Here is a 22337-nt window from a genome sequence, read left to right on the forward strand (position 1 = left end):
GGGTGGAGGCGTTCTGCGAGGGCGCGTCCTGGGTGGAGGCGTTCTGCGAGGGCGCGTCCTGGGTGGAGGCGTTCTGCGAGGGCGCGTCCTGGGTGGAGGCGTTCTGCGAGGGCGCGTCCTGAACGGACGGGTTCTCAAGGGGGGCGTTCTTCGCGGGGGTGAGCCCGTTCCGCTTTGTCGCGGTCTCGTCCCCGTCCGGTTCCCCCGCCCGTTCCCTGGGCCGGAACTTCAGGATCCGGAACAGCATGTCGGCCACGGCCTCGCCGTCGGCGTACCAGGTGACGTTCCAGGTGACGAAGTAGCCCTCGCCGAGCGCGGTCCGCTTCGGGCCGGTGACGCCGGTCAGCCGGGTGGCCGGGACCAGGAACTCGCCGAGCCGCACGTAGCGGTGGTAGGTCTGCTCGCAGTTGGTGGCGACCACCCCGGTGTAGCCGTCGCCGTCCAGCGTCGCGAGGAGGTCGTCGACCGGCGTGCCCGGCCGTTTCCTCCTGCTCGCGTCCACGCCGGGCATCGTCCAGACCTGGATCATCGCCGGTGGGGCCACGATCCCCCCGTGCACCCCGGCCTCGGCGGCCTCGGGGTCGGTGTAGAGCGGGTTGGCGTCGCCCATGGCGTCGGTCCAGTGCCGGATCATCGGGATGTTCACCGGATCCGCCTCCGCGACGCCGAGCACCTCGCCCTCGGCGACCTGCCGCTCCGCCAGGGCGACGATCCGCTCGTGCGAGGAGGCGGACCCCGCCGAAGCCACCGGAGGCTTCGCGGGTGTCGGGGCGGTCTCGGGCGTCTCGGTCATCGGGGCGACCTCGGGTGCCGGGGCCCCAGGAGCGTCTCGGTCGTCGTCTCGACCGTCGGGGCGGTCATCGGGGCGGCCTCGGCAGGCTCAGGCCGAGCATCGCGATGAGCTCGCGCTGGACCTCGTTGACCCCGCCGCCGAAGGTGAGCACGAGCGCGCCCTTCGCGCCGCGGTCCACGCGCCGCATCAGGTCCGCGGTGTCCGGGTCCGACGGGTCGCCGAAGCGGGCCAGGACCTCGCCGACGATCCTGCCGACGTCCTGCAGCCGCTCCGAGCCGTACACCTTGGTGGCCGAGGCGTCGGGGGCGCCCAGCCAGCCGAGGTCCATGTTCGCCGCGACCTGCCAGTTCAGCAGCTCGTTGGTCCGGAAGTAGGCGTAGACCTGGCCGAGCGCCCTGCGTACCGCGGGCTCCCCGATCGTGCCGGTACGGCGGGCCCAGGCCAGGAACCGGTCGTAGGTGTGCGCGATGTTTCCCGCGGGGCCGAGCGTGACCCGCTCGTGGTTGAGCTGGTTGACGATCAGGTCCCAGCCCTTGTTCTCCTCCCCCACGACCATGTCCACCGGTACGCGTACGTCGGAGTAGTAGGTCGAGTTGGTGTGGTGGTTCCCGTCCATCGTGACGATCGGGGTCCACGAGTAGCCGGGGTCGGCGCAGTCGGCGATCATCATCGTGATCCCTCGGTGCTTCTTCGCGTCCGGGTCGGTACGGGCGGCCAGCCAGATGTAGTGGGAGTAGTGGCCGCCCGAGGTGAAGATCTTCTGCCCGTTGACGACGTAGTGGTCGCCGTCGCGGACCGCGGTGGTGCGCAGGGAGGCCAGGTCGGTGCCCGCCCCCGGCTCGCTGTAGCCGATCGCGAAGTGGCACTCCCCGGCCAGGATGCGCGGCAGGAAGAACTCCTTCTGCGCCGCCGTCCCGTACTGCATGAGGGTGGGGCCGACGGTCTGGACGGTGATGATCGGGTACGGCACCTCGGCGCGGGCGATCTCGTTGGCGAAGATCTGCTGCTCCAGCGGGCCGTACCCGCCGCCGCCGTACTCCTTGGGCCAGCCGAGCCCGAGCCTGCCGTCGCGGCCGAGGGTGCGGCAGTGCTCCATGTAGGCGTGGCCGAACGGGTCGGCGGAGATCCGCGCGCGGTCCTCGGGGGTGAGGCACGACCGGAAGTACTCGCGCAGTTCGTCGCGGAGCCTCTTCTGGCCGGGAGTCAGGTCGATCAGCATCAGACGAGCGCTCCGATCGTGTCGAGCCGGGCTTCCACCCCGCCCAGCAGGTGGGCGTGGTGCTTGCCCCAGGCGAAGTAGCGGTGCAGCGGGTAGGTCACGTCCACGCCGATCCCGCCGTGCAGGTGCTGGCAGGTGTAGAGCGCCCGCAGCGCCTGGTCGGCCGCGGTCAGGGCGCCGACGGCGAGGTCCGCCTCGGCCTCCTCGTCCGCCCCCTCGGCCAGCCGCCACGCCCCGGACCACACGGCCACGTCCAGGGCCCGCCCGGCGATGTAGACGTCGGCGATCTGCACGGTGACCGCCTGGAACTCGGCCAGCGCCCGGCCGAACTGCTTGCGCGTCCTGATGTACCCGGTGGTGAGCGCCAGCGCCCCGGCCAGCACGCCGGAGGTGACGGCGATGTTCCCGGCCAGCGCCAGTCTCCGCAGGCCGCCGGACGCCGTGCCGTCCGGGGCTCCGACGAGCTCGCCGGGGGTGCCCTCCAGGGTGAGCGCGGCGGCGGGCTCGCCGGTGGAGGTCGGCACCGGCCGCAGGATCGCCTCGGCGGGGTCGACCAGGAACAGGCCGACCCCGGTGGCGGTGGCGGCGGGGACCAGGATCCTCGCGGCCTGGGCGGCGTAGGGCGTCGTACCCTTGGCGCCGTCCAGCACCCATCCGGCGCCGTCCTCACGGGCGGTCGTGACCGGCGGGGCACCGAGGTCGCGGCCCGGTTCCGAGGGGGCGGCGGCCAGCGAGATCTCGCCTCCGGCCAGCGGGGTCAGTGCCTCGCGCTGCTCCCGGGAACCGTACCTGGTGATCACCTGCGCCGCGACCAGGCTCTGCTCGGCGGGGACCGGGGCCACGTGGGCGCCGATCTCCCGCAGGACGACCGCCATCTCCACCGGCCCGAGCCCCGCGCCCCCGGCCTCCTCGGGCAGGCAGACGCCGAGCAGTCCCGCCCGGGCCAGGGATCGCCACAGGGCGGCGTCGTGGGACGCGCCCCCCTTCTCGTGGGCTTCGAGCCTGGCGGGGGTCACCTCCCTGCCGAGGAGGTCGGCCGCGAGTCCGCGCAGGTCGGTCTGTGTCTCGTCGAGATCGAAGTCCACTGGCGCTCCAGGGTTTCTGTCGGCCGCGTCACCCTTCCGGAAAGTAGAACAGATTCTATTCTGTGTCCAGGGCCAGTCAATCGCAATAAGTCATCGCATAACCGCCGCACCGCATATGCCATGTAAGCGCGGGGCATCTTTGTGACTGGCGAGTAACCCATCGGAGTATCCTGAAATCAGATAACGTGTTCTCATGCGCACCCCGCATGCGACCACCGATACGCCGGTCACCCCGCACCGCACCGGCAGGCAAGCCCCGAGCGACGCCGATCCGGCCACGACCGAGGGGGCATCCGGCATGCAGAGCGAGTCGGCGTCCACGGGCGTCCGCACCAGGAGCCAGCACCAGCGGCGCAAGCGCATCGTCCAGGCCGCCGCCGCCCTCGCCTCGCGGGGTGGCGTCGAGGCGATGCAGATGCGGACCGTCGCCGAGCGCGCCGGGGTCGCGCTCGGGACGCTCTACCGATACTTCCCCTCCAAGATGGATCTCGTCGTCGCCGTCGTCGGCGAGGAGATCGACCTCCTGGAGACCAGCATCGAGCGCCGCCCGCCCAACGCCGCCACGGCCTCGGGACGGGCCGTCGACGTGCTGATGCGCGCCACCCGGGGCCTGATGCGCGAGCCCGAGCTCGCCGACGCGCTCATCCGCTCGCTGATCATGGCCGATGTCGACATACCGTTCGGCGACCGGATGGCGGGGCTGCTGCTGCGCGTCGCCGGGGCCGACCTCAGCGCCGAGACCGCCACCGAGGAGCAGTTCGCCCTCGCGGGCTCACTGTCCAGCGTCTGGGTGCACGAGCTCATGGAGATGCTCCGGGGCCGCCGCACGTACGAGCAGATCCAGCGCCGCATCGAGATCGCCGCCGGGCGCCTGCTCGCCGACTTCCAGCCCTCCGCTTAAGGCTCCCGCGCCCTGGGAAACCCCGCCCCTCCTTCCGCGTGAAACTAGAACCCGTTACAGTCGCTACGTACAGCGACTAGAGCGACGTTCTGGAGCGGCGCGCGAGCGGGCGGACCGGCGAGGATGGCCGCCCGGTGGCCGCGAGCTCCGAGCCGGACGGCGAGGAGATCGTTATGGGTGCGGTGATCGTCGAGGCAGTGCGAACCCCGATCGGCAGGCGGAACGGATGGCTCGCCGGGCTGAAGCCGCAGGCGGTCCTCGCCGCGGCGCTCAACGGCCTGATCGACAGGTCGGGCATCGACCCCGCCGCCGTGGAACAGGTTTTCGCCGGGTGCGTCACGCAGGCCGGGGAGCAGGGCGGCCACGTCGGGCGGCACGCCTGGCTCTACGCCGGGCTGCCGTACCAGACGGGCGTGACCACGGTCGACGCGCAGTGCGGCTCCTCGCAGCAGGCGGTGCACCTGGTCGCGGCGCTCATCCAGGCCGGGGTCGTCGACGTCGGCGTGGCCTGCGGCGTCGAGGTGATGAGCCGGGCGCCGCTCGGTTCCAACGTGCTGCCCGCCAACCCCCGGCCCGACGACTGGGCCGTCGACCTGCCCGACCAGTTCACCGCCGCCGAACGGATCGCGCGGCGGCGCGGGCTGACCCGCGAGCGGCTCGACGCGTTCGGCGCCAGGTCCCAGCGCCTCGCCGCGGAGGCGTGGGCCCAGGGCCGCTTCGACCGGGAGGTCGTCGCGGTGACCGCGCCGGTCCTCGACCGGGACGGGCGGCCCACCGGCGAGACCCGCGTCGTCGACAGGGACCAGGGGTTGCGCGAGACCACCGTCGAGGGGCTGGCCGGGCTCAGGCCCGTCATGGGTAAGGACGGCCTGCACACGGCGGGTACCTCCTCGCAGATCTCCGACGGCGCGGCGGCCGTGCTGCTCATGAGCGAGGAGGCCGCCGCCCGGCACGGCCTGCGCCCCCGGGCCCGTATCCTCGCCCAGGCGCTCGTCGGCTCCGAGCCGTACTACCACCTGGACGGGCCGGTGGACGCGACCGCCAGGGTGCTGTCCGCGACCGGGATGGGCACGGCCGACATCGACAGGTTCGAGGTGAACGAGGCTTTCGCCTCGGTAGTCTTGTCCTGGTCGTCGGTGCACAGGCCGGACATGGAACGGGTCAACGTCAACGGCGGCGCCATAGCGCTCGGCCATCCGGTCGGAGCGACCGGTTCCCGGCTGATCACCACCGCCCTGCACGAGCTTGAGCGGTCCGGCTCCTCGACCGCGCTGGTGTCGATGTGCGCGGGCGGGGCGCTCGCGACCGCGACCATCCTGGAGCGCCTCTGAGCCGTACCGACCCTCCCGGAGCGCCTCTGGGCGGCACCGACCTCCCGGAGCGCCTTGAGCGGGACCGGGATCCGGGCCGCGCGAAGGGCGCCGACCCCCTGAAGCGTCCTGAGCGGCGCCGGTAAAAGCCGTTAAAAGCCGGTAAAAGGAGCCCACCGTTGATACCTCGCAGGCCGCACAAGGAGCGCCACCGTTGATACCCCGCAGGCCGCACAAGGAGCAGCAGCGTTGAAATCCCGCCGCAGGCCGTACAGCGAGCAGCGTCCGTTCGACACCGGCGGCGGGGTGTGGAGCGTGCCCGTCCCGATCCCCGGCAACCCGCTCGGCTACACGCTGGTCTACGCGATCGAGTCCCCCGCCGGTCCCCTGCTGGTCGACGCGGGCTGGAACGCCCCCGAGGCGTGGCTGGCGCTGCGCGACGGGCTGGGGGCGGTCGGCATGGACGTCCGCGACGTGCGCGGGGTGGTCGTGACCCACTTCCATCCCGACCACGCCGGGCTGGCCGGTCAGGTCAGGGAGGAGTCCGGCGCGTGGATCGCGATGCACGAGGCCGACGCCGCGCTGATCGGTCTCATGCGGGAGTTCCAGGGCGACGCGCACCGCGACTTCCAGGCCGACATGCTGCGCCGGGCGGGAGCGGGAAGTGTCGAGGTGGAGGAGGTGACGGGGAACCGGCCGCAGCCGCCCGCGGTGCCCGACCGCGTTCTCACCGACGGCGACCTGATCGACCTGCCGGGGCGCAGGCTCCGGACGATCTGGACGCCCGGCCACACGCCCGGCCACGTCTGCCTGCACCTGGAGGACGCCGACCGGATCTTCACCGGGGACCACGTGCTTCCGGCGATCACGCCGCACATCGGGATCTACCCGTACGACCGCGCGGACGTGGATCCGCTCAGCGACTTCCTGGAGTCGCTGGAGAAGGTGAAGGGGCTGGGACACCTCGAGGCCCTACCCGCCCATGAATGGATATTTCAGGACACGGCGGCTCGGGCGACGGAGATCCACATCCACCACGAGGAGAAGCTCCGACGGCTGGCCGCCCTGCTCGCCGAGGCGGAGGGGCCGCTGACCATCTGGGAGATCGCTGGGCGGATGACCTGGAATCGCCCCTGGGCGGACTTTCCCGCCGTACTGCGCGGGATGGCGGCTGGAGAGGCCGCGGCCCATCTGCGCACGCTGGAGGTTCGCGGAATCGTCCGCCGTGTGATGGGAGTGGATCCGGTCCGGTTCGCCATACACTCATAGACATCGGATGTCTGGCGCGACCTGAGGACGGTGCACAGTGGCGGTCACCGACGCCGCTATCGACAAGATCAAGCAGATGATCCTGTCTGGCGAGCTCGCCCCGGGCAGCAGGCTGCCCAAGGAGGCCGACCTGGCCGATCGGCTCGGGCTGTCGCGCAACTCCCTGCGCGAGGCCGTCAGAGCCCTGGCCCTGATCAATGTGCTGGACGTGCGCCAGGGCGACGGCACGTACGTGACCAGCCTGGAGCCGAGGCTCCTGCTCGACGCGATGTCGTTCGTGGTCGACTTCCACCAGGACGACACCGTGCTGCAGTTCTTCCAGGTCCGGCGGATCCTGGAGCCCGCGGCGACCGCGATGGCGGCGACGTACATGTCCGAGTCCGAGGTCACCGAGCTACGCAAGATCCTCGACGAGCTGCCTCCCGATCCGAGCGTCGAGCAGCTGGTGGCCAACGACCTGGAGTTCCACCAGCGCATCGCGGCGGGGTCGGGCAACGCGGTGCTGTGCTCCCTCATAGAGAGCCTCTCGGGGCCCACCACCAGGGCCAGGATCTGGCGGGGCCTCACCCAGGAGAACGCCCTGGAGAAGACCCGCGAGCAGCACACCGCGATCTGCGACGCCATCGCCGCCCGCCAGCCGGAGATCGCGCGGGCCTGGGCCACGGTCCACATCGCCGGCGTCGAGGAGTGGCTCCGCAGCGCCCTCGCCTGAAGGGCGTCCGGGCTCCCCCGTCGTACGGGGGAGCCGGGCTCAGCCGAGCGCCTGACGGTTGCGCGACAGGAAGTCGCGCTCGGCCGCGTTGCGGGTGAGGGCGATCGCCTCCTCGTAGGCCCGCGCCGCCTCGGTGGTGCGCCCCAGCCGCCGGAGCAGGTCGGCGCGGACGGCGTGGAACAGGTGGTAGCCCCCGAGGTCGAGGTCGTCGACCAGGGTGAGCGCCGCCCCCGGCCCGTCGACCTCGGCCACCGCGACCGCGCGGTTGAGGGCCACGACCGGGTTGGGAGCCAGGGCCAGGAGCCGGTCGTACAGCGCCAGGATCTGCCACCAGTCGGTGAGGGCCGCAGTCGGCGCGTCGCTGTGGACGGCGTTGATCGCGGCCTGGATCTGGTACGGGCCCGGCCGGTCACGCCGCAGGCACCACCGGACGACGGCCTGGCCCTCGGTGATCAGGTCGCGGTCCCAGCGGCTCCGGTCCTGGTCCGCCAGCAGCACCAGGTCGCCGTCCGGCGTGGTGCGGGCGACCCTGCGGGACTCGACGAGCAGCATGAGCGCGAGCAGCCCCATGACCTCGGGCTCGTCGGGCATGAGCCCGGCCAGGAGCCGTCCCAGCCGGATGGCCTCCGCGCAGAGGTCCTCGCGGACCAGCCGCTCGCCCGAGCTCGCCGTGTGGCCTTCGTTGAAGATGAGGTAGACCACGGCCAGGACCGCCCGGAGCCGGTCGGGGAGGTCGGCCTCGGCCGGGACACGGTACGGGATCCCCGCGTCACGGATCTTGTTCTTGGCCCGGACCAGGCGCTGGGCCATGGTCGGCTCGGGCACCAGGAAGGTCCTGGCGATCTCGGCGGTGGTCAGCCCGCCCAGGAGCCGCAGCGTCAGCGCGACCTGGGCGCTCGCGGCCAGGGCGGGGTGGCAGCAGGTGAAGATCAGGCGGAGCCGGTCGTCGCGCACGGCGCCCTCCTCCAGCGGTTCGTCGTCGGCGCGCAGCAGCGCCGCCTGGGCGTGGCGGTCCCGGCGCGTCGCCTCCCGCCGGAAGCGGTCGATCGCCCGGTTGCGGGCGGTGGTGATGATCCACCCGGCCGGGCTCGGCGGCAGGCCGGTGCGGGGCCACCGGTCCGCCGCCACGGTGAACGCGTCCTGGACCGCCTCCTCGGCGAGGTCGATGTCGCCGAGGAGGCGGACCAGGACCGCGACCGCGCGCCCGTACTCGGCACGGAACACGCGGTCGATCTCCGCGCCGGAAACGCCCGGCATACCGGATGTCAGCCGTTCGCCTCGCCCTGGAACGGCCGCACCTCGATGGGGAGGAGGCCGATCGCCAGGGCGAGCCTGCGGCCCCATTCGAGCGCCGCGTCGAGATCGGGCGCCCTGACGACCGTGAACCCGCCGAGGTGCTCCTTGCCCTCGGCGTACGGGCCGTCGGTCATGAGCGTGTCACCATCCCTGACGCGGACCACGGTCGCCGTGTCCGGGGAGTGCAGGCCGCCGGAGAAGACCCACGCGCCGGCCGCCCGCATCTCCTGTTCCAGCGCGTTCAGGTTCCGCATGATCGGCTCCATCGTCTCGGGGCCGGGAGAACCTCCGTCGGGCTGGTAAATACTGAGCAGATACTGTTTCATCGCCTGTCCCTCCTGGGCTGACGCGGCGTCGGTGCCGCGCTCCTGTCCTCCACACGAACGGCGTCGGGCCGGATCGACACGGGGCACGACTTTCCCCCGAAAATATTTCCCCCGCGCGAAACACCCGGGTCACGCGAGCGCCGATACGGGGAGTCCTAGGAGAACGGGCCGTCGTCGTGACCGGTCGCGGACCGCCTCGCGCGCATAGGATCCGCCGTCCTCGGGTAGGCACTCCGAGCACCGTGAACCTCGACGACCCCAGGAACCGCGGATCCCGGAGCAGACCGCATGAGCACCCCCGTACGGCTCGGGCTGCGCGCCAACCTCGCCCAGTTCACCCTGCTGGTCGCGGTCAACGCGCTGGTCGGCGGCGTGCTCGGCCAGGAGCGTACCGTGCTGCCCCTGCTCGCCGAGCGGACCTTCCACCTGACCGCCTACAGCGGCGTGCTCACCTTCATCCTCGCCTTCGGCCTGGTGAAGGCGGTCACCAACCTCTTCGCGGGGACGCTCTCCGACCGCTACGGCCGCAGGCCCGTCCTGGTCGCCGGGTGGCTCGTCGCGCTTCCCGTGCCCGCCATGCTGGCCTGGGGCCCCTCCTGGGGCTGGATCGTGGCGGCCAACGTCCTGCTCGGCGTCAACCAGGGACTGACCTGGTCGACGACCGTCATCATGAAGATCGACCTGGCCGGTCCCGAGCGCCGGGGCCTGGCCATGGGACTCAACGAGGCCGCCGGTTACGTCGCGGTCGCGGCGACCGCGCTGGCCACCGGGTATCTCGCGGGCGCCTACGGGCTGCGCCCGGTGCCGTTCCTGCTCGGCGCCGCCTACGCCGCCCTCGGCCTGGGCCTGTCGGTGCTGGCCGTACGGGAGACGCGTGACCACGCCCGCCTTGAGGCGGCCGGACGCGGGCGGTCCGACCTGACCGTCCGGCAGATCCTCCGGCGTACCACCCTCACCGACCGGGCCCTGTCGGCGGCCAGCCAGGCGGGCATGGTCAACAACCTCAACGACGCCGTCGCCTGGGGCGTCTTTCCGCTGATCTTCGCCGCGCGGGGCCTGTCCGTCGCCGAGATCGGCGTGCTGGCCGCCCTGTACCCGGCCGTCTGGGGGTTCGGCCAGATGCTCACCGGCTGGTGGTCCGACCGCGTCGGCCGCAAACACCTGATCACCGCGGGCATGCTGGTCCAGGCGGTGGCCATCGCCACGGTTGCCGTCGGCTCCACCTTCCCGGTCTGGGCCGCCGCCCAGGTGCTCCTCGGGGTGGGTACCGCGCTGGTTTACCCGACGCTGCTCAGCGTCATCGGCGACGTCGCCCACCCGGCGTGGCGGGCCCGGTCCATCGGCGTCTACCGGCTGTGGCGTGACGGCGGCTTCGCCGTCGGCGCGCTGCTGGCGGGGGTGGTCGCCGACCTGTGGGGCCTGACCTCCGTCGTCTGGACCGTCACCGCGCTCACCGCCGCCTCCGGCCTGCTGGTCGCGGCCCGCATGTACGAGACCCTTCCGGGGAGCGCGGCGGCCCGGCCGTGAGGGCATGACATCTCAGGGGCGCCCTCGCGCTCGTCCGGTCACGCTGAGACATCCGGGGCGCTCGTCCCGTCACGGGGAGACGTCCGGGGCGCCGATCTCCTTGGCGATGGCCTGGGCGTGCCGGAAGCAGTCGTCGGCCTGCTCCCGGCGGCCGGTCCGTAGATGGACGTGGCCCAGGCCGGTCAGCGCGTTGAGCTCACCGGCGCCGTAGCCGATCGCGCGGGCGACGCCCAGCGCCTGCCTGAGGCAGATCTCCGCCTGCCCGTGGCGGTCGGCCCGCAGGTGGGCGTGGCCCAGGCTGACGAGCGCCTCGGCCCGGCCGTACCCGTCCTCGGCCTGGCGGGCGGCGCGCAGGGCCAGGCCGTGGAGCGCACCGGCGTAGCGGGCGTGGGCCCGCAGGTGGCGGTGGAGGCTCACGGACAGGTGCAGGGCCTGGACGGGCAGGTCGTGCGTGGCCGCGTGGTCGGCCGCGGCGAGCAGGTTGGCCAGTTCGGCCCCCATCCACCGCGCCGCCTCCGCCCGCGTCCCGAAGACCGGGGCGGGGGTGGGTGACGACCGGACGTGTGGCCGTCGCGGCGCCTCCAGGGGACGCAGGACCTTCGTCGCCTCCGAGGCGGTGTGGACGTAGTGGTCGAGCAGGCGGACCAGGGCGGCCTGCCGCTCGCCCGCGGGCTCCTCGGCGTCGGCCTTCGCCGCCGCGTAGACGCGGAGCAGATCGTGGAACCGGTAGCGGCCCGGGGCCGGTTCGGAGATCAGGTTGGCCTCCAGGAGGTCGCCGAGCAGCCGGTCGGCGTGCTGGAGGGTGGAGTCGGCCAGCGCCGCCGCGGCGTAGGCGTCCAGGCCCACCTCGGGATCGGCGGTGGCCTCCGCCCCTGAGACGCCCGGACCGGCGACGGAACCCGGCGCGGAGACGTCCGGGCCCGCGCCCGGATCCGGGGTCGTACGGACGTCGGGACCCGCGCCGAGGCGCAGGCCGAGCAGCCGGAACAGGCGCTGCTGCGCGGACGGCAGCTGGTGGTAGGACAGGTCGACGGCCGCCGTCACGCTGCGCTGCCCGACCTCGAGCTCGGCCAGCCGGCGGCGTTCGTCGCGCAACCGGTCGGTCAGGTGCGCCAGGGTCCAGGCGGGCCTGGCCCGCAGGCGGGCGGTGGCGATGCGCAGCGCCAGCGGCAGCCTCCCGCACAGCTCGACCACCTCGGTGACCCGTCCCGGAGGGTGGTCCGCCCCGGCGAACCGGGAGAACATCGCGACCGCGTCGCGGGACGGCGGCACGTCCAGCCGGATCCGGTACGCGTCGTCCAGGCCGATCAACCGGCGCCTGCTGGTGATCAGGACCAGGCAGCCGGGACTGCCCGGCAGCAGCGGCAGGAGCTGCGTCTCGGTGGCGGCGTTGTCGAGCAGGATCAGCATGCGCCGCCCGGCCAGGGTGGTCCGCAGCAGGGAGGCGCGGTCGTCCAGCTGGTGCGGGATCCTCTCCCCGGGAACGCCCAGCGCGCGCAGCAGCCCGTTCAGCGCGTCGGCCGGTGTGGTCGGCGCCATGCCGTACGTGAAACCGTGCAGGTCGACGAAGAGCTGCCCGTCGGGGAAGCGGTCGGCCAGGTGGTGCGCGGCGTGCACCGCCAGCGCGGTCTTGCCGACGCCCGCCGTCCCGTCGATCGCGCCGACCACCACGGTCGCCGAGGACCGCGCCTCGTCACCGGCCACGCCGAGCAGGCGGCCCAGCTCCGCGGCGCGGCCGGTGAACGTGGGCAGGTCGGCGGGCAGTTGCCGCGGCACCGGTGCCGCCTCGCCCGTAGGTGCCGGGTGCCGGTCGGGAAGGGGGTCGTTGCGCACGATGCTCAGGTGGAGCTCCCGCAGCTCGGCCGGAGGGTCCAGACCGAGCTCCTCGCCGAGCCGCTGCCGGGTGTGCTCGTAGACCTCCAGCGCCTCGGCGGTGCGTCCGGCGCGGTGCAGCGCCTGCATGAGCCCGCCGGTCAGGCGCGGGCGGCGCGGGTGCTCGGCGGCCAGCGCCAGCAGCTCCTCAAGCAGGCTCTCGTGCCGGCCGAGACGCAGCCTGGCCTCGACGAGGTCCTCGACCGCGGTGAGCCGTGCCTCGTCCAGGCCCCGGCAGACGTTCTCCCTGACCTCCTCCGAGGCGGCCCCGGCCAGCGCGGGCCCGCGCCACAGCGCCAGCGCCCGGCTCAGCAGTTCCACGCGCCGCTCGTCGTCGCTGTTCCTGGCCTCGGCGAGCAGGGCGCGGAACCGGTGGACGTCGACGCGCTCGGGGTCGCAGCACAGGGTGTAACCGGCCGCTCCCCGGTCGACCCGGACCCCGGCCGACCTCCCGCCGAAACCGGCCACGGCCGCCCGCAACCCGCTGATGTACGTGTGGATCATCCCTCGCGCGGTCACCGGCGGGTCCTGCGGCCACGTCAATTCGACCAGCCGTTCCGTGGTCACCTGTTTGTTCACTTCCAGTGCGAGCAACGCCAGCACGAACCGTTGCTTGCGCACTCCCAAATTCACCGGCCGGCCCGCGTCGCTCGCCTGCACGGGGCCGAGCAGAAAGAACTCCAGCGGAACCTCCCCGCGACAGGTCTCGTAAATTCCACAGTAAACACCAGGTCCTATCAAACCATAACCCCCGCGACCGCAAGAAAAAATAAAGATCAACTTAGAGTCGCGACTGTAATTATTGGCCTACAAGATCTCCGGCCACTTGGAGGGAGACAGGGCGCGACCTTTTCCCCTTAATCGCCGTCGCCGTTATGACGGCCACCGGCCTGCCGCCGCAGGCGTCCACGCTGTATTCGGCGTATTCACCATGTCGCCGATCGTATTCATAAGAGGATGCGCTCTCCGTGGAACTCACAGTTACCGAACTCGCCGTCGAACGTGCCGCGAGTAAGGGTGCCGAACGGCGATCCCGCGGCACACCCAGCCCACGAACCCGAGGACGGAAGTCTTGAGCGGTCCCAGCCGTCCCGTGGTGTACGGACTCAACGACATAATCCTGTGCCACACGCAGATCTCCCATGTGGACGGTCACCTGGGCCGATATCGCTACCGTGACCACGACGCCATCGACCTGGCCGACGCCTGCACCCTGGAGGAGGTCTGGTGCCTGCTGCTGGACGGGCACCTGCCCACGGCGGCGCGGCGGGATGACTTCCTGCGGGAGGTCGAGGCCCTGCGCGAGATCCCCGAGGCGGTCGCCGAGCTGCTTCCCGGCCTGGCGCGCCTGGGAGCGAGGACCGACGGCATCGCCTGGCTGCAGTCGGCGGTCGCCCTGCTGGCCAGGGCCCTCGACTGGGCACCGGTCCTCGACCTGGACCGCGCCGTCCTGCGCCGCCAGGTGCTCCACGCCACGGTGTCCGCGCCGATCCTGCTGGCGGCCCTGCACCGGCTGCGGAACGGCCTGCGGCCGGTGGCCCCCGACCCGGCCCTGGGCCACGCGGGCAACGCCCTCTACATGATGACCGGCGAGCCGCCCTCCGAGGAGCACGCCCGCGCCCTGGAGCAGTACCTGATCATCGCCGCGGAGCACGGCATGGCGGCCTCCACCTTCGCCGCGCGGGTCATCCTCTCCACCGGCGCCGACCTCGGATCGGCGCTGTCGGGCGCCCTCGGCGCGCTGAGCGGGCCGTTGCACGGCGGAGCCCCGATCCTCGCCCTGGAGATGCTGGACGAGATCGGCGCCCCGGACCGCGTGGAGCCCTGGCTGCGCGAACGCCTGTCCAGGGACGAACGGATCATGGGTTTCGGCCACCGCATCTACCGGACCGTCGATCCGCGGGCCAACAGCCTGCGCGAGGTCGCCGCGCGCCTGGGGTGTGAGCGCCTCGACCTCACCCAGCGGGTGGAGAAGCACGCGGCCGTCATCCTCGACGAGGTCAAACCCGGCCGGTCGCTGCGCGCCAACGTGGAGTTGTACGCGGCCCTCGTCATGGAGGCGGTCGGGCTGCCCAGGTCCATGTTCTCGGCCACCTTCGCGATGGCCAGGCTGGTCGGCTGGGGTGCCCACCTGCTCGAACAGCACGCGGGAAACCGGTTGATCCGGCCGGTCACCGCCTTCGCCGGTGGGCCCACCCGGCCCGTCCCTTCCCTTTCACAGAGAGGTCGACCCCATGGCTGACGAGCCCATGACCCGCCGGCTGGCCAGGTACGCCACGTCGGCCAGGTTCGAGGACGTCCCGGACGACGTGCGCGACACCCTGAAGATCCGGTTGCTGGACGCGCTGGGCTGCGCCGTCGGAGCCCTGGACGGGCCGCCGATCGCGATCCTGAGGGAGGACCTGGCCGAGTTCGGCGGCCCGCCCCTCGTCTCCCTCATCGGCGGCGGGCGCACCTCCCCGTACGAGGCGGCCCTGTACAACGGCGCCCTGGTCCGCTACCTGGACTTCAACGACTCGTACATCGCCCCCGGCGAGACCTTCCACCCGAGTGACAACATCGGCGCGGTGCTCGCCGCGGCGGAGTACCGCGACCTGCCGGGCAGCGAGCTGCTCACCGCGATCGGCGTGGCCTACCAGGTGCAGTGCAGGCTGGGGGACGAGGGCGCGGTCCGGTGGCGGCACTTCGACCACACCACCCACGCCGGTTACGCCACCGGCGCCGGTGTCTCGCGCGCGCTGCGCCTGGACACCGACCAGGCGTCGCACGCCCTGGCCATGGCGGGCACGGCGCTCAACGCGCTGCGCGTCACCCGCACCGCGCTGTCCCACTGGAAGGGACTCGCCTACCCGTACGCGGCGGCGGCGACGACCCACCTCACCTTCCTCGCCGCGCGCGGGCTCACCGGCCCCCTCGGCGCCCTGGACGGCCGCAAGGGCCTCATGGACGCCATCTCCGGCCGGTTCGAGGTGGACTGGGAGAACGAGGGCTTCGACCGGATCCTTCGGACGTTCGTCAAACGGTTCAACGCCGAGGTGCACTCCCAGTCGGCGCTGGAGGCCGCCCTGGAACTGCGCGCGGAGCACGGGCTCGGCCACGCGGACATCGCCTCGGTGGAACTGGACACCTTCGACGTGGCGTACGACATCATCGGCGGCGGCAGCGACGGCGACAAGACGCGGATCAGCACCAAGGAGGAGGCCGACCACTCCCTCATGTACCTGCTCGCCGTGGGGCTGCTGGACGGGCAGGTGCTTCCCGCCCAGTACGCGCCGGAGCGCATCGTGGCCGCCGACGTCCAGGACCTGCTCGGCCGGGTCCAGATCCGGGCCGAGCGGAGCTACACCGAGAGGTTCCCCGACGAGCTGGGCTGCCGCCTGCGGATCCGGCTGCACGACGGCACCGTCCTGGAGCGGGAGAAGCGCGACTACGCCGGGCACTGGCGCCGTCCCGCCGACTGGGCCTCGGCGCTGGCGAAGTTCGGCTCGCTGACGGAGCGCTTCCTCACTCCCCAGCTGCGCGACGAGATCGCCGACTGCGTGGGGAGCCTGGACGAGCGGCCGACGAGCGCGCTGACCGACCTCCTCCGGCAGGTGCCGGGGGACACGAAGGCCGACGACCGGAGTTCGTGACCGGTCTCGTCGCCGGTGTGGTCGGGCCGGTGGCCCGGGATGTGTCCCGGGCCACCGGCACGGCCGGATCCGGCGGGCACCGTCCCGCCCGGCCATCCCCTCAGTCACCCCTTCCAGTCATCCCGCCCAGGACGAGGAGCGCACACCATGCGGAAGATCCAGGTAAGGGGCGCGGTCGCGGAGCTCGACGGTGACGAGATGACCCGGGTGATCTGGCGGCTCATCAAGGAACAGCTCATTCTTCCCCATCTGGACATCACCCTGGACTACCACGACCTGTCGATCCAGAACCGGAACGCCACCGGCGACGAGGTGACGTCGGAGGCCGCGCGGGCGATCGGGAGACACGGTGTGGGCGTCAAGTGCGCCACGATCAACCCGGACGAGTCGCGGGTCGAGGAGTTCGGCCTGGAGCGGATGTGGACCTCGCCGAACGCCAGGATCCGCAACCTGCTCGGCGGCGTCATCTTCCGCGAGCCCATCGTGATGTCGAACATCCCCCGGCTGGTGCCCCGGTGGACCCGGCCGATCGTCATCGGCAGGCACGCGCACGCCGACCAGTACAAGGCGGCCGACTTCGCCGTGTCACGGCCCGGGGTCGCGAAGCTCGTGTACGTCCCCGACGACGGCGGGGAGCCGATCGAGACGGAGGTCGCGCGGTTCCCCGGCGGCGGTGTCGTGCTGGGGATGTACAATCTCGACGCGTCGATCCGCGACTTCGCGCGCGCTACGATGCGCTACGCGCTGACCCGCGGCCTCCCGCTGTACCTCTCGACGAAGAACACGGTGCTCAAGGCGTACGACGGCCGCTTCAAGGACCTGTTCGCCGAGACGTTCGAGGCCGAGTTCAAGGCCGGGTTCGAGGAGGCGGGGATCGGCTACGAGCACCGGCTGATCGACGACATGGTCGCCCACGCCGTCAAGTCCGAGGGCGGCTTCGTCTGGGCGTGCAAGAACTACGACGGGGACGTGCAGTCCGACTTCGTCGCGCAGGGCTTCGGCTCGCTCGGCCTGATGACGTCGGTGCTGATGACGGCCGACGGCCGCGTCGCCGTGGCCGAGGCCGCGCACGGCACGGTCACCCGCCACTACCGGCGCCACCAGCGGGGCGCGCCGACGTCGACCAACCCCGTCGCGTCCATCTTCGCCTGGACCCGCGCCCTCGCCCACCGGGGGCGGCTGGACGGCACCCCCGAGGTCGTCGCCTTCGCCTCCGCGCTGGAGCGGGCCTGCGTGCGGACCGTGGAGGCGGGCCGGATGACCAGGGACCTGGCGTTGCTCGTCGGCGACGGCACCCCGTGGCTGAGCACGCAGGAGTTCGTCGGCGCGGTGGCGGAGAACCTGGAACGGGAGACGCGGGAGCGCCCTCGGGACCTTCCGTAAAACCTTCCGTAAGCCCTTCCGCGGGACCTTCGCGGGACCTTCGCAGGACCTTCGCGGGACCTTCCGCGGGCGACGGGCGTGAACCCTCAGGATCTTCCGTAGGCGACGAGCATGGCGGACGCGACGACGCTGGAGACGGCGACCACGAGCATCACGAAGGGGTAGCCCATCCCCTGGCTGAGGAAGGCCGCCGCCAGGGGGCCGAGCGCCTTGGCGAGCATGATCGGAAGGGCCTGGGCTCCGGCGATGGTCGCGTAACCGGTGACGCCGTACCTCTCGGCGAGGAGCACGGGGCGGGCCAGGGTGCCGACCCCGAAGCCGATCCCGAAGGCGATCACGCAGGCGACGGCGCCGACCCCGCTCCTCCCGAGCACCGGCAGGAGCATCGCGGCCACGGCCTGGAGGAAGAAGACGGCGGCGGTGACCCCGGCGGCCGAGAAGCGCCGGTGAAGACCGGTGGTGACGAGCCTGCCGGTGACCGACAGGATGCCGAGCAGCCCGGTGACGGACGCGGCGAACGTGGGGGAATGGCCGAGTTCGGTGAGGTAGGCGAGCAGGTGGACGGCGACGATCGCGATGGCCGCGGTGTGCGCGACGAACGCGACGGCCAGCAGCCAGAAGGCCCGCCCGCGCATGGCCTCCCGCAGACCGGCGTCATTCTGAGGCTCGTCCCTCCCGGCGGGATCGGGGGCCTCGGCGAGGGGCGGGCGCCGGATGAAGAAGGCGTGCAGCGGGATGGTGGTCACGGCGTGGATGACCGCGAGGTAGACCAGGGCGGTGCGCCAGCCGTGGAGGTCGACGAGCAGCCCGGTGAGGGGCAGGAAGATGCTGGAGGCGAATCCGGCCACCAGGGTGACGGTCAGCAGGGCGGTGGAGCGGCGGGCGGGGTCGAACCAGGCGACGACGATCGCGAACGCCGGTTCGTAGAGCGTCATGGCCGAGGCCAGGCCGATGACGGCGAGGACCGCGTAGAGGCCGGGCAGGTTGTCGACCCGGGACCAGGCGAACGTCGCCAGCGTGCCCGCGACCGAGCCCAGCGTCATGAGGCCGCGCCCGCCGTGGCGGTCCAGCCACCGGCCGACCAGCGGGGCGGCGAGCCCGGTGATCAGCACGGCGAGGGTGAAGGCGCCGGTGACCTGGCTGACGGAGGCGCCCAGCTCGCGCCGCATGGGGCTGAGGAAAACGGCGAACGCGTAGTAGAGCACCCCGTAGCCGACGGTCTGCGTTATGGCCAGGGCGACGACGATGCGCCAGCCGTGAGAGATATGAAGCGATTTACTCTGCTTGCTCTGTTGTTTGACGGTCACTCGCGGTATTCACCTCCGAGTCGGCGGGCTCCGGCCGGCTCGCGTGGATCCGCATCCGCGCCCGCGAACAGCCTGACTGCGTGGCGTTCTCCAACGGCGTTCGAACCGCGTTACCGGATCCGCGGGGATACCGGCGGAGGCGGGCGCGTCATCCCGCCGCCGGAACGCGCCTTGCGAATAGGGAACCGTTCCCGCCATCCGGCGGGGCAATCCACAGAAACGCGATTCCCGCCGAATGGTTTCGGTCAACGAATCGGCGTACGAACGTGATGGGATTCACAGCATGGACCACCCGGCCAATAGAAATAGACGAATACGATTTATTACCGTTTTCCCGCCGGGCGCCAATCACCGCCGGTCGTCCCGGACCTCCGGGCCACGGTGGGACGCCGTGGCCCGGAGGTCCGGACGTCTCAGAGGTGCTCGGAGCAGCAGCCGTCCTTGCGCATGAGCCGGGACGTCTCCAGCCAGTCGGTCCCACCGGCCTGGGACAGCCTGGCGTTCTGGGTCATCAGCTCCTCCTGGCGGCGCAGCACGCCGTCCCGCATCGTCATCGGGGTCCGCACCAGCGCGGAGAAGTCCCTGAACGGGTCTCCGTCGACGAAGACCAGGTCGGCGAGCTTGCCGGGCTCGACCGTGCCCAGGTCGTCCTCGACGCCGAACACCCGGGCCGGCAGCGCCGTGACGGTACGCAGCGCCTGCGTGGCGGAGAAGCCGTACCGGTGCAGCGCCCGCAGGGCCAGGTGGAGGTGGAGCCCGACCGGGTAGAGCGGCGAGTCGGTGCCCAGCGCGATACCGGCGCCGTCCTCCCTGATCATGCGCCGGTAGATGTCGACCTCGGTCTCGATCCTGAGCAGCTCGGCGAACGTCGGGGGCTCCGCCGCGGTGCCGCGCACCATGGCGACGTCCCACGGGGGCATCAGCCGGGTCACCCGGGGGTCCTCGGCGAGCGAGGGGTCCGCGCCCAGCAGCTGCAGCGCGGAGAAGGGGGTGGCGACGAGGTGGAAACCGGGACTCCGGTAGACCTCCTCGACGTCCTGGTAGGCGCGGCCCAGCGCGGAGGTCGCGTGACCGTACTCCAGCCGCTGGGTGGCCTGCAGGTGCGTCGTGAGGTCCTGCCCCAGGTTGATCCCCGGATAGCACAGGTGGCTCCCGGCCCGGACGCCGAGTTTCCCGTGGGCGGCCCTGACGGCCTCCTCCATGATCCAGCCGTCCGCGCGCACGTACGTCTTGACGAAGTCGTAGTCCAGCGTGGCCGCCCGGTCGAGGGTGCGGCGCACGCCCTCGCGGGTCTGGTGGGCGCGGCCCATGGTGTACGCGACCCGGGAGCCGTCGATCAGCTCGCCGGTCGCGAAGAGGCGCGGCCCGTCCATCTCCCCGGAGGCGATGGCCTCGCGGAGGCGTACGCCCTCATAGGCGAAGCCTCCCAGGGAGACGGTCGTGGTGATGCCGTAGGCGAGGTTGACGATGTTCTGCCGTCCGCCGTAGGTGTACTGCCAGGGGTGGACGTGGGAGTCCCACAGGCCGGGCAGCACGGTGTGGGCGGAGGCGTCGACATGGCGGTCGGTGCCTCGGGGCCTGCCGGGCCGGTGCGGCTCGACGGCGACGACGCGGTTGCCGCGCACGACGACGTCGACGTTCTCCAGGACCCTGTCGCCGGTGCCGTCCCACAGGCGGCCCGCGTGGACGCGGGTCGTGACGGAGGGCGGCGACTTGCGGCGGTAGGTGAGCGGGGCGCGCAGCGCGCGGCGCGACCCGCCGTCGCGGTCGACCAGCCGGAGGTCGCCCCCGGCCAGGTAGAGGATGGTCCTGGAGTCTCCGGCCCAGGAGGGATGGTCGGCGGCCTCGTCGGTGATCCGCCTCGGCGCCCCGGCGGGAGCGCCGTCGGCGCGGACGGGGAGCACCCACAGCGCGGACTCGGCGACGAACGCCATCCATTTCCCGTCGGGAGACCACACGGGCCCGGAGGCGTAGCGGTCGGACAGCGACAGGTGCCCGGCGGGGGCGTGCAGGACCGCCTCCCCGGTGCGCGTGTCGACGACGCGGATGAGGTTGTAGCCCTCGCGGAAGCGCTGGGTCAGCCGGTTGCGGTCGGCGAGGGCGATGTGGCGGCCGTCGGGGGACCAGGTGGGCGGGCCCGGCAGGCCGCCCGCGCCGAGCGCGGCGACCAGCGTGCGCTCCGTACCGGTCGCCAGGTCGCGGACCAGCAGGTTTCCCGCGGGGTCGTGGCAGGCGAGCCGGGTGCCGTCGGGAGAGAGGGCCGGGTTGACCCGGCCGCCGGTGGCGAGGGTCGTCTCCGTGCCGTCGGCGACGTTCCTGCGGTGCACGGCGTACAGCCCGTCCCGGTCGTCGCAGTACAGGACGCTGCGCCCGTCGGGCGCCCAGACCGGTGACTGGATGTAGTGCTCCGGTTTGGCCTGGACGAGTTTGCGCGGCCGGCCGCCGACGGGCATGAGCCAGAGGGTGTTGAGCGCGACGAACGCGACCGACTTGCCGTCCGGCGCGAGCACCGGGTGGTGGATCCCGCGCACGGGCCGGGGTTCGGTGGAGTCGAAGTCGTATTTCTTGTCCCGGTACGAGGGGTCCGGCACGTCGAGCCGCGCGCTGAACGGGATCTCCGCGACGTTCCCCGAGTCCAGCCGCCGCACCCGGACCTGCCCGTCGGCGAGGTAGAGCAGCTCGTTCGCGGACAGCCAGCGGACGGGCACCGGGAAGACGTCCTCGCCCTCGGCGACCCGCGCGCCGTCCACCATGAGGGCGGCGTCGGGCCCCCTCTCCCCCGCGGTGACGTGGATGTAGGCGACCCGCGCGCCGTCGGGCGACGGCGCGGGGCACGACAGGGTGCCCGTGGTGACGGTGCGCACCACGGTGGCCTCGCCGCCCGCCGCGGGGACCGAGACGAGGGCGCGGGCCTCCAGCGCCTCGGCCCTGACGAAGAGGATGCTCCGGCCGTCGGCGGACCACGCCGGGTCGTAGTCGTTCTGCGGGCCGGTCGTCAGCCGCGTCAGCCTGCCGTCGCGGACGTCCACGGTCCAGATGTGGTACGAGCTGCCCTTGGCGGGGTCCCCGCCGCGCTCGGAGGCGAAGGCGATCCTTCTGCCGTCCGGGGACCAGCTCACCCCCCTGTCGTCCCAGGGGCCGTCCGTGAGGCGGCGCAGGTTCGAGCCGTCCGGAGCCATGGTCCATATGTGGAAACCGCCCCCCTTGTACGCGCACATGGCCACGGTGGACCCGTCGGGCGACCAGGTGGGCCGGGTGGGTTCGAGGTCGGCGGCGGTCAGGGCGACGGCCTTTCCGCCCCCGCGCGGGAGCGACCACAGGATGCCCTGGACCTCCAGGATCAGCCTGTCACCGGCGGGCGAGGCGGCCACGGTGCCGTTGGTGAGACGGGTGAAGGTGAGCGTCCGGCGGCCCCTGACGAGGGTGGCGGCCGACGCGAGCTCGGCTGGGGCGAGCGCCCCCAAAACGGACTCGACACCAGGAACGGCTACTGAACCCGCCGAAGCACCTGTAATCGCTATTGTCTGGATGAAACGCCGTCTGGAAAAGCCATCCAAAGTAAATACTCCTTTCTGGGAGCGCGTCTCCGAACCCTCCACTATGGCCCCTGAGCGTAAGGAGTACTTCAGATACGATCCAGACCTTGACTTATCGGGAAAATGAGCGTGATCTTCCTCGGTCACCGTTCCGTGACACCGCCGGGCC

The 22337-nt window shown here is 72.1% G+C and carries 16 protein-coding genes; 8 read left to right on the forward strand and 8 right to left on the reverse strand.

Going from position 1 to position 22337, the window contains the following annotated elements:
* From ACW9TB_RS34740 to ACW9TB_RS34750, 3 genes are all read right to left on the reverse strand, one after another.
* On the reverse strand, positions 1-793 hold a 793-nt coding region (locus ACW9TB_RS34740; protein ID WP_472752351.1), incomplete at its 3' end, for an FAS1-like dehydratase domain-containing protein.
* 64 nt (positions 794-857) lie between these two features.
* Positions 858-2012, reverse strand: a complete 1155-nt coding sequence (locus tag ACW9TB_RS34745; RefSeq protein WP_472752352.1) for an acyl-CoA dehydrogenase family protein — start codon at positions 2010-2012, stop codon at positions 858-860.
* The gene (locus tag ACW9TB_RS34750) at positions 2012-3097 is read right to left on the reverse strand and encodes an acyl-CoA dehydrogenase family protein (protein ID WP_472752353.1); all 1086 of its coding nucleotides are present in this window, start codon (positions 3095-3097) and stop codon (positions 2012-2014) included. Before ACW9TB_RS34750 ends, ACW9TB_RS34745 begins: the two co-directional genes overlap by 1 nt.
* 298 nt (positions 3098-3395) lie before the next feature.
* On the opposite strand from ACW9TB_RS34750, the gene ACW9TB_RS34755 reads away from it, so the two are divergent.
* The 4 genes from ACW9TB_RS34755 (at position 3396) to ACW9TB_RS34770 (ending at position 7289) form a co-directional block, all read left to right on the forward strand.
* Positions 3396-3998 carry a TetR family transcriptional regulator gene (locus ACW9TB_RS34755; protein ID WP_472752406.1) on the forward strand — a complete coding sequence of 201 codons (603 nt, stop codon included), beginning with the start codon at positions 3396-3398 and terminating at the stop codon, positions 3996-3998.
* Positions 3999-4171: 173 nt separating this feature from the next.
* A complete protein-coding gene (locus ACW9TB_RS34760) occupies positions 4172-5329 on the forward strand; it encodes a steroid 3-ketoacyl-CoA thiolase (RefSeq protein WP_472752354.1) in 1158 nt (385 codons plus the stop codon).
* 228 nt (positions 5330-5557) lie between these two features.
* Entirely contained in the window at positions 5558-6577 is a 1020-nt protein-coding gene (locus tag ACW9TB_RS34765) for an MBL fold metallo-hydrolase (RefSeq protein ID WP_472752355.1), read from the forward strand.
* Positions 6578-6614: 37 nt separating this feature from the next.
* Positions 6615-7289 (forward strand): FadR/GntR family transcriptional regulator, encoded by a 675-nt coding sequence (locus tag ACW9TB_RS34770; RefSeq protein WP_472752356.1) that lies wholly within the window; start codon positions 6615-6617, stop codon positions 7287-7289.
* A 39-nt stretch (positions 7290-7328) separates the two neighbouring features.
* On the opposite strand, the gene ACW9TB_RS34775 is transcribed toward ACW9TB_RS34770, so the two are convergent.
* Positions 7329-8546, reverse strand: a complete 1218-nt coding sequence (locus ACW9TB_RS34775) for an RNA polymerase sigma factor (RefSeq protein WP_472752357.1) — start codon at positions 8544-8546, stop codon at positions 7329-7331.
* A gap of 8 nt (positions 8547-8554) precedes the next feature.
* Positions 8555-8911: a YciI family protein gene (locus ACW9TB_RS34780; RefSeq protein ID WP_472752358.1), complete on the reverse strand. Its 357-nt coding sequence runs from the start codon at positions 8909-8911 to the stop codon at positions 8555-8557.
* Between the two features lie 288 nt (positions 8912-9199).
* On the opposite strand from ACW9TB_RS34780, the gene ACW9TB_RS34785 reads away from it, so the two are divergent.
* Positions 9200-10438: an MFS transporter gene (locus tag ACW9TB_RS34785; protein ID WP_472752359.1), complete on the forward strand. Its 1239-nt coding sequence runs from the start codon at positions 9200-9202 to the stop codon at positions 10436-10438.
* A gap of 69 nt (positions 10439-10507) precedes the next feature.
* On the opposite strand, the gene ACW9TB_RS34790 is transcribed toward ACW9TB_RS34785, so the two are convergent.
* Positions 10508-12931: an AfsR/SARP family transcriptional regulator gene (locus ACW9TB_RS34790; RefSeq protein WP_472752360.1), complete on the reverse strand. Its 2424-nt coding sequence runs from the start codon at positions 12929-12931 to the stop codon at positions 10508-10510.
* Between the two features lie 451 nt (positions 12932-13382).
* On the opposite strand from ACW9TB_RS34790, the gene ACW9TB_RS34795 reads away from it, so the two are divergent.
* From ACW9TB_RS34795 to ACW9TB_RS34805, 3 genes are all read left to right on the forward strand, one after another.
* Positions 13383-14552, forward strand: coding sequence for a citrate synthase (locus ACW9TB_RS34795; protein ID WP_472752361.1), 1170 nt, complete (start codon positions 13383-13385; stop codon positions 14550-14552).
* Positions 14545-15942, forward strand: coding sequence for an MmgE/PrpD family protein (locus tag ACW9TB_RS34800; RefSeq protein WP_472752362.1), 1398 nt, complete (start codon positions 14545-14547; stop codon positions 15940-15942). Before ACW9TB_RS34795 ends, ACW9TB_RS34800 begins: the two co-directional genes overlap by 8 nt.
* 147 nt (positions 15943-16089) lie before the next feature.
* Positions 16090-17325 (forward strand): NADP-dependent isocitrate dehydrogenase, encoded by a 1236-nt coding sequence (locus tag ACW9TB_RS34805; RefSeq protein WP_472752363.1) that lies wholly within the window; start codon positions 16090-16092, stop codon positions 17323-17325.
* An 86-nt stretch (positions 17326-17411) separates the two neighbouring features.
* Here the strand turns inward: ACW9TB_RS34805 and ACW9TB_RS34810 are convergent, their stop codons facing one another.
* A complete protein-coding gene (locus tag ACW9TB_RS34810) occupies positions 17412-18632 on the reverse strand; it encodes an MFS transporter (protein ID WP_472752364.1) in 1221 nt (406 codons plus the stop codon).
* A 413-nt stretch (positions 18633-19045) separates the two neighbouring features.
* Complete coding sequence (locus tag ACW9TB_RS34815) at positions 19046-22096, reverse strand: amidohydrolase family protein (protein WP_472752365.1); 3051 nt, start codon at positions 22094-22096, stop codon at positions 19046-19048.
* Between the last annotated feature and the right edge of the window lie 241 nt (positions 22097-22337).

The organism is Streptosporangium sp. H13245, from assembly GCF_055690525.1.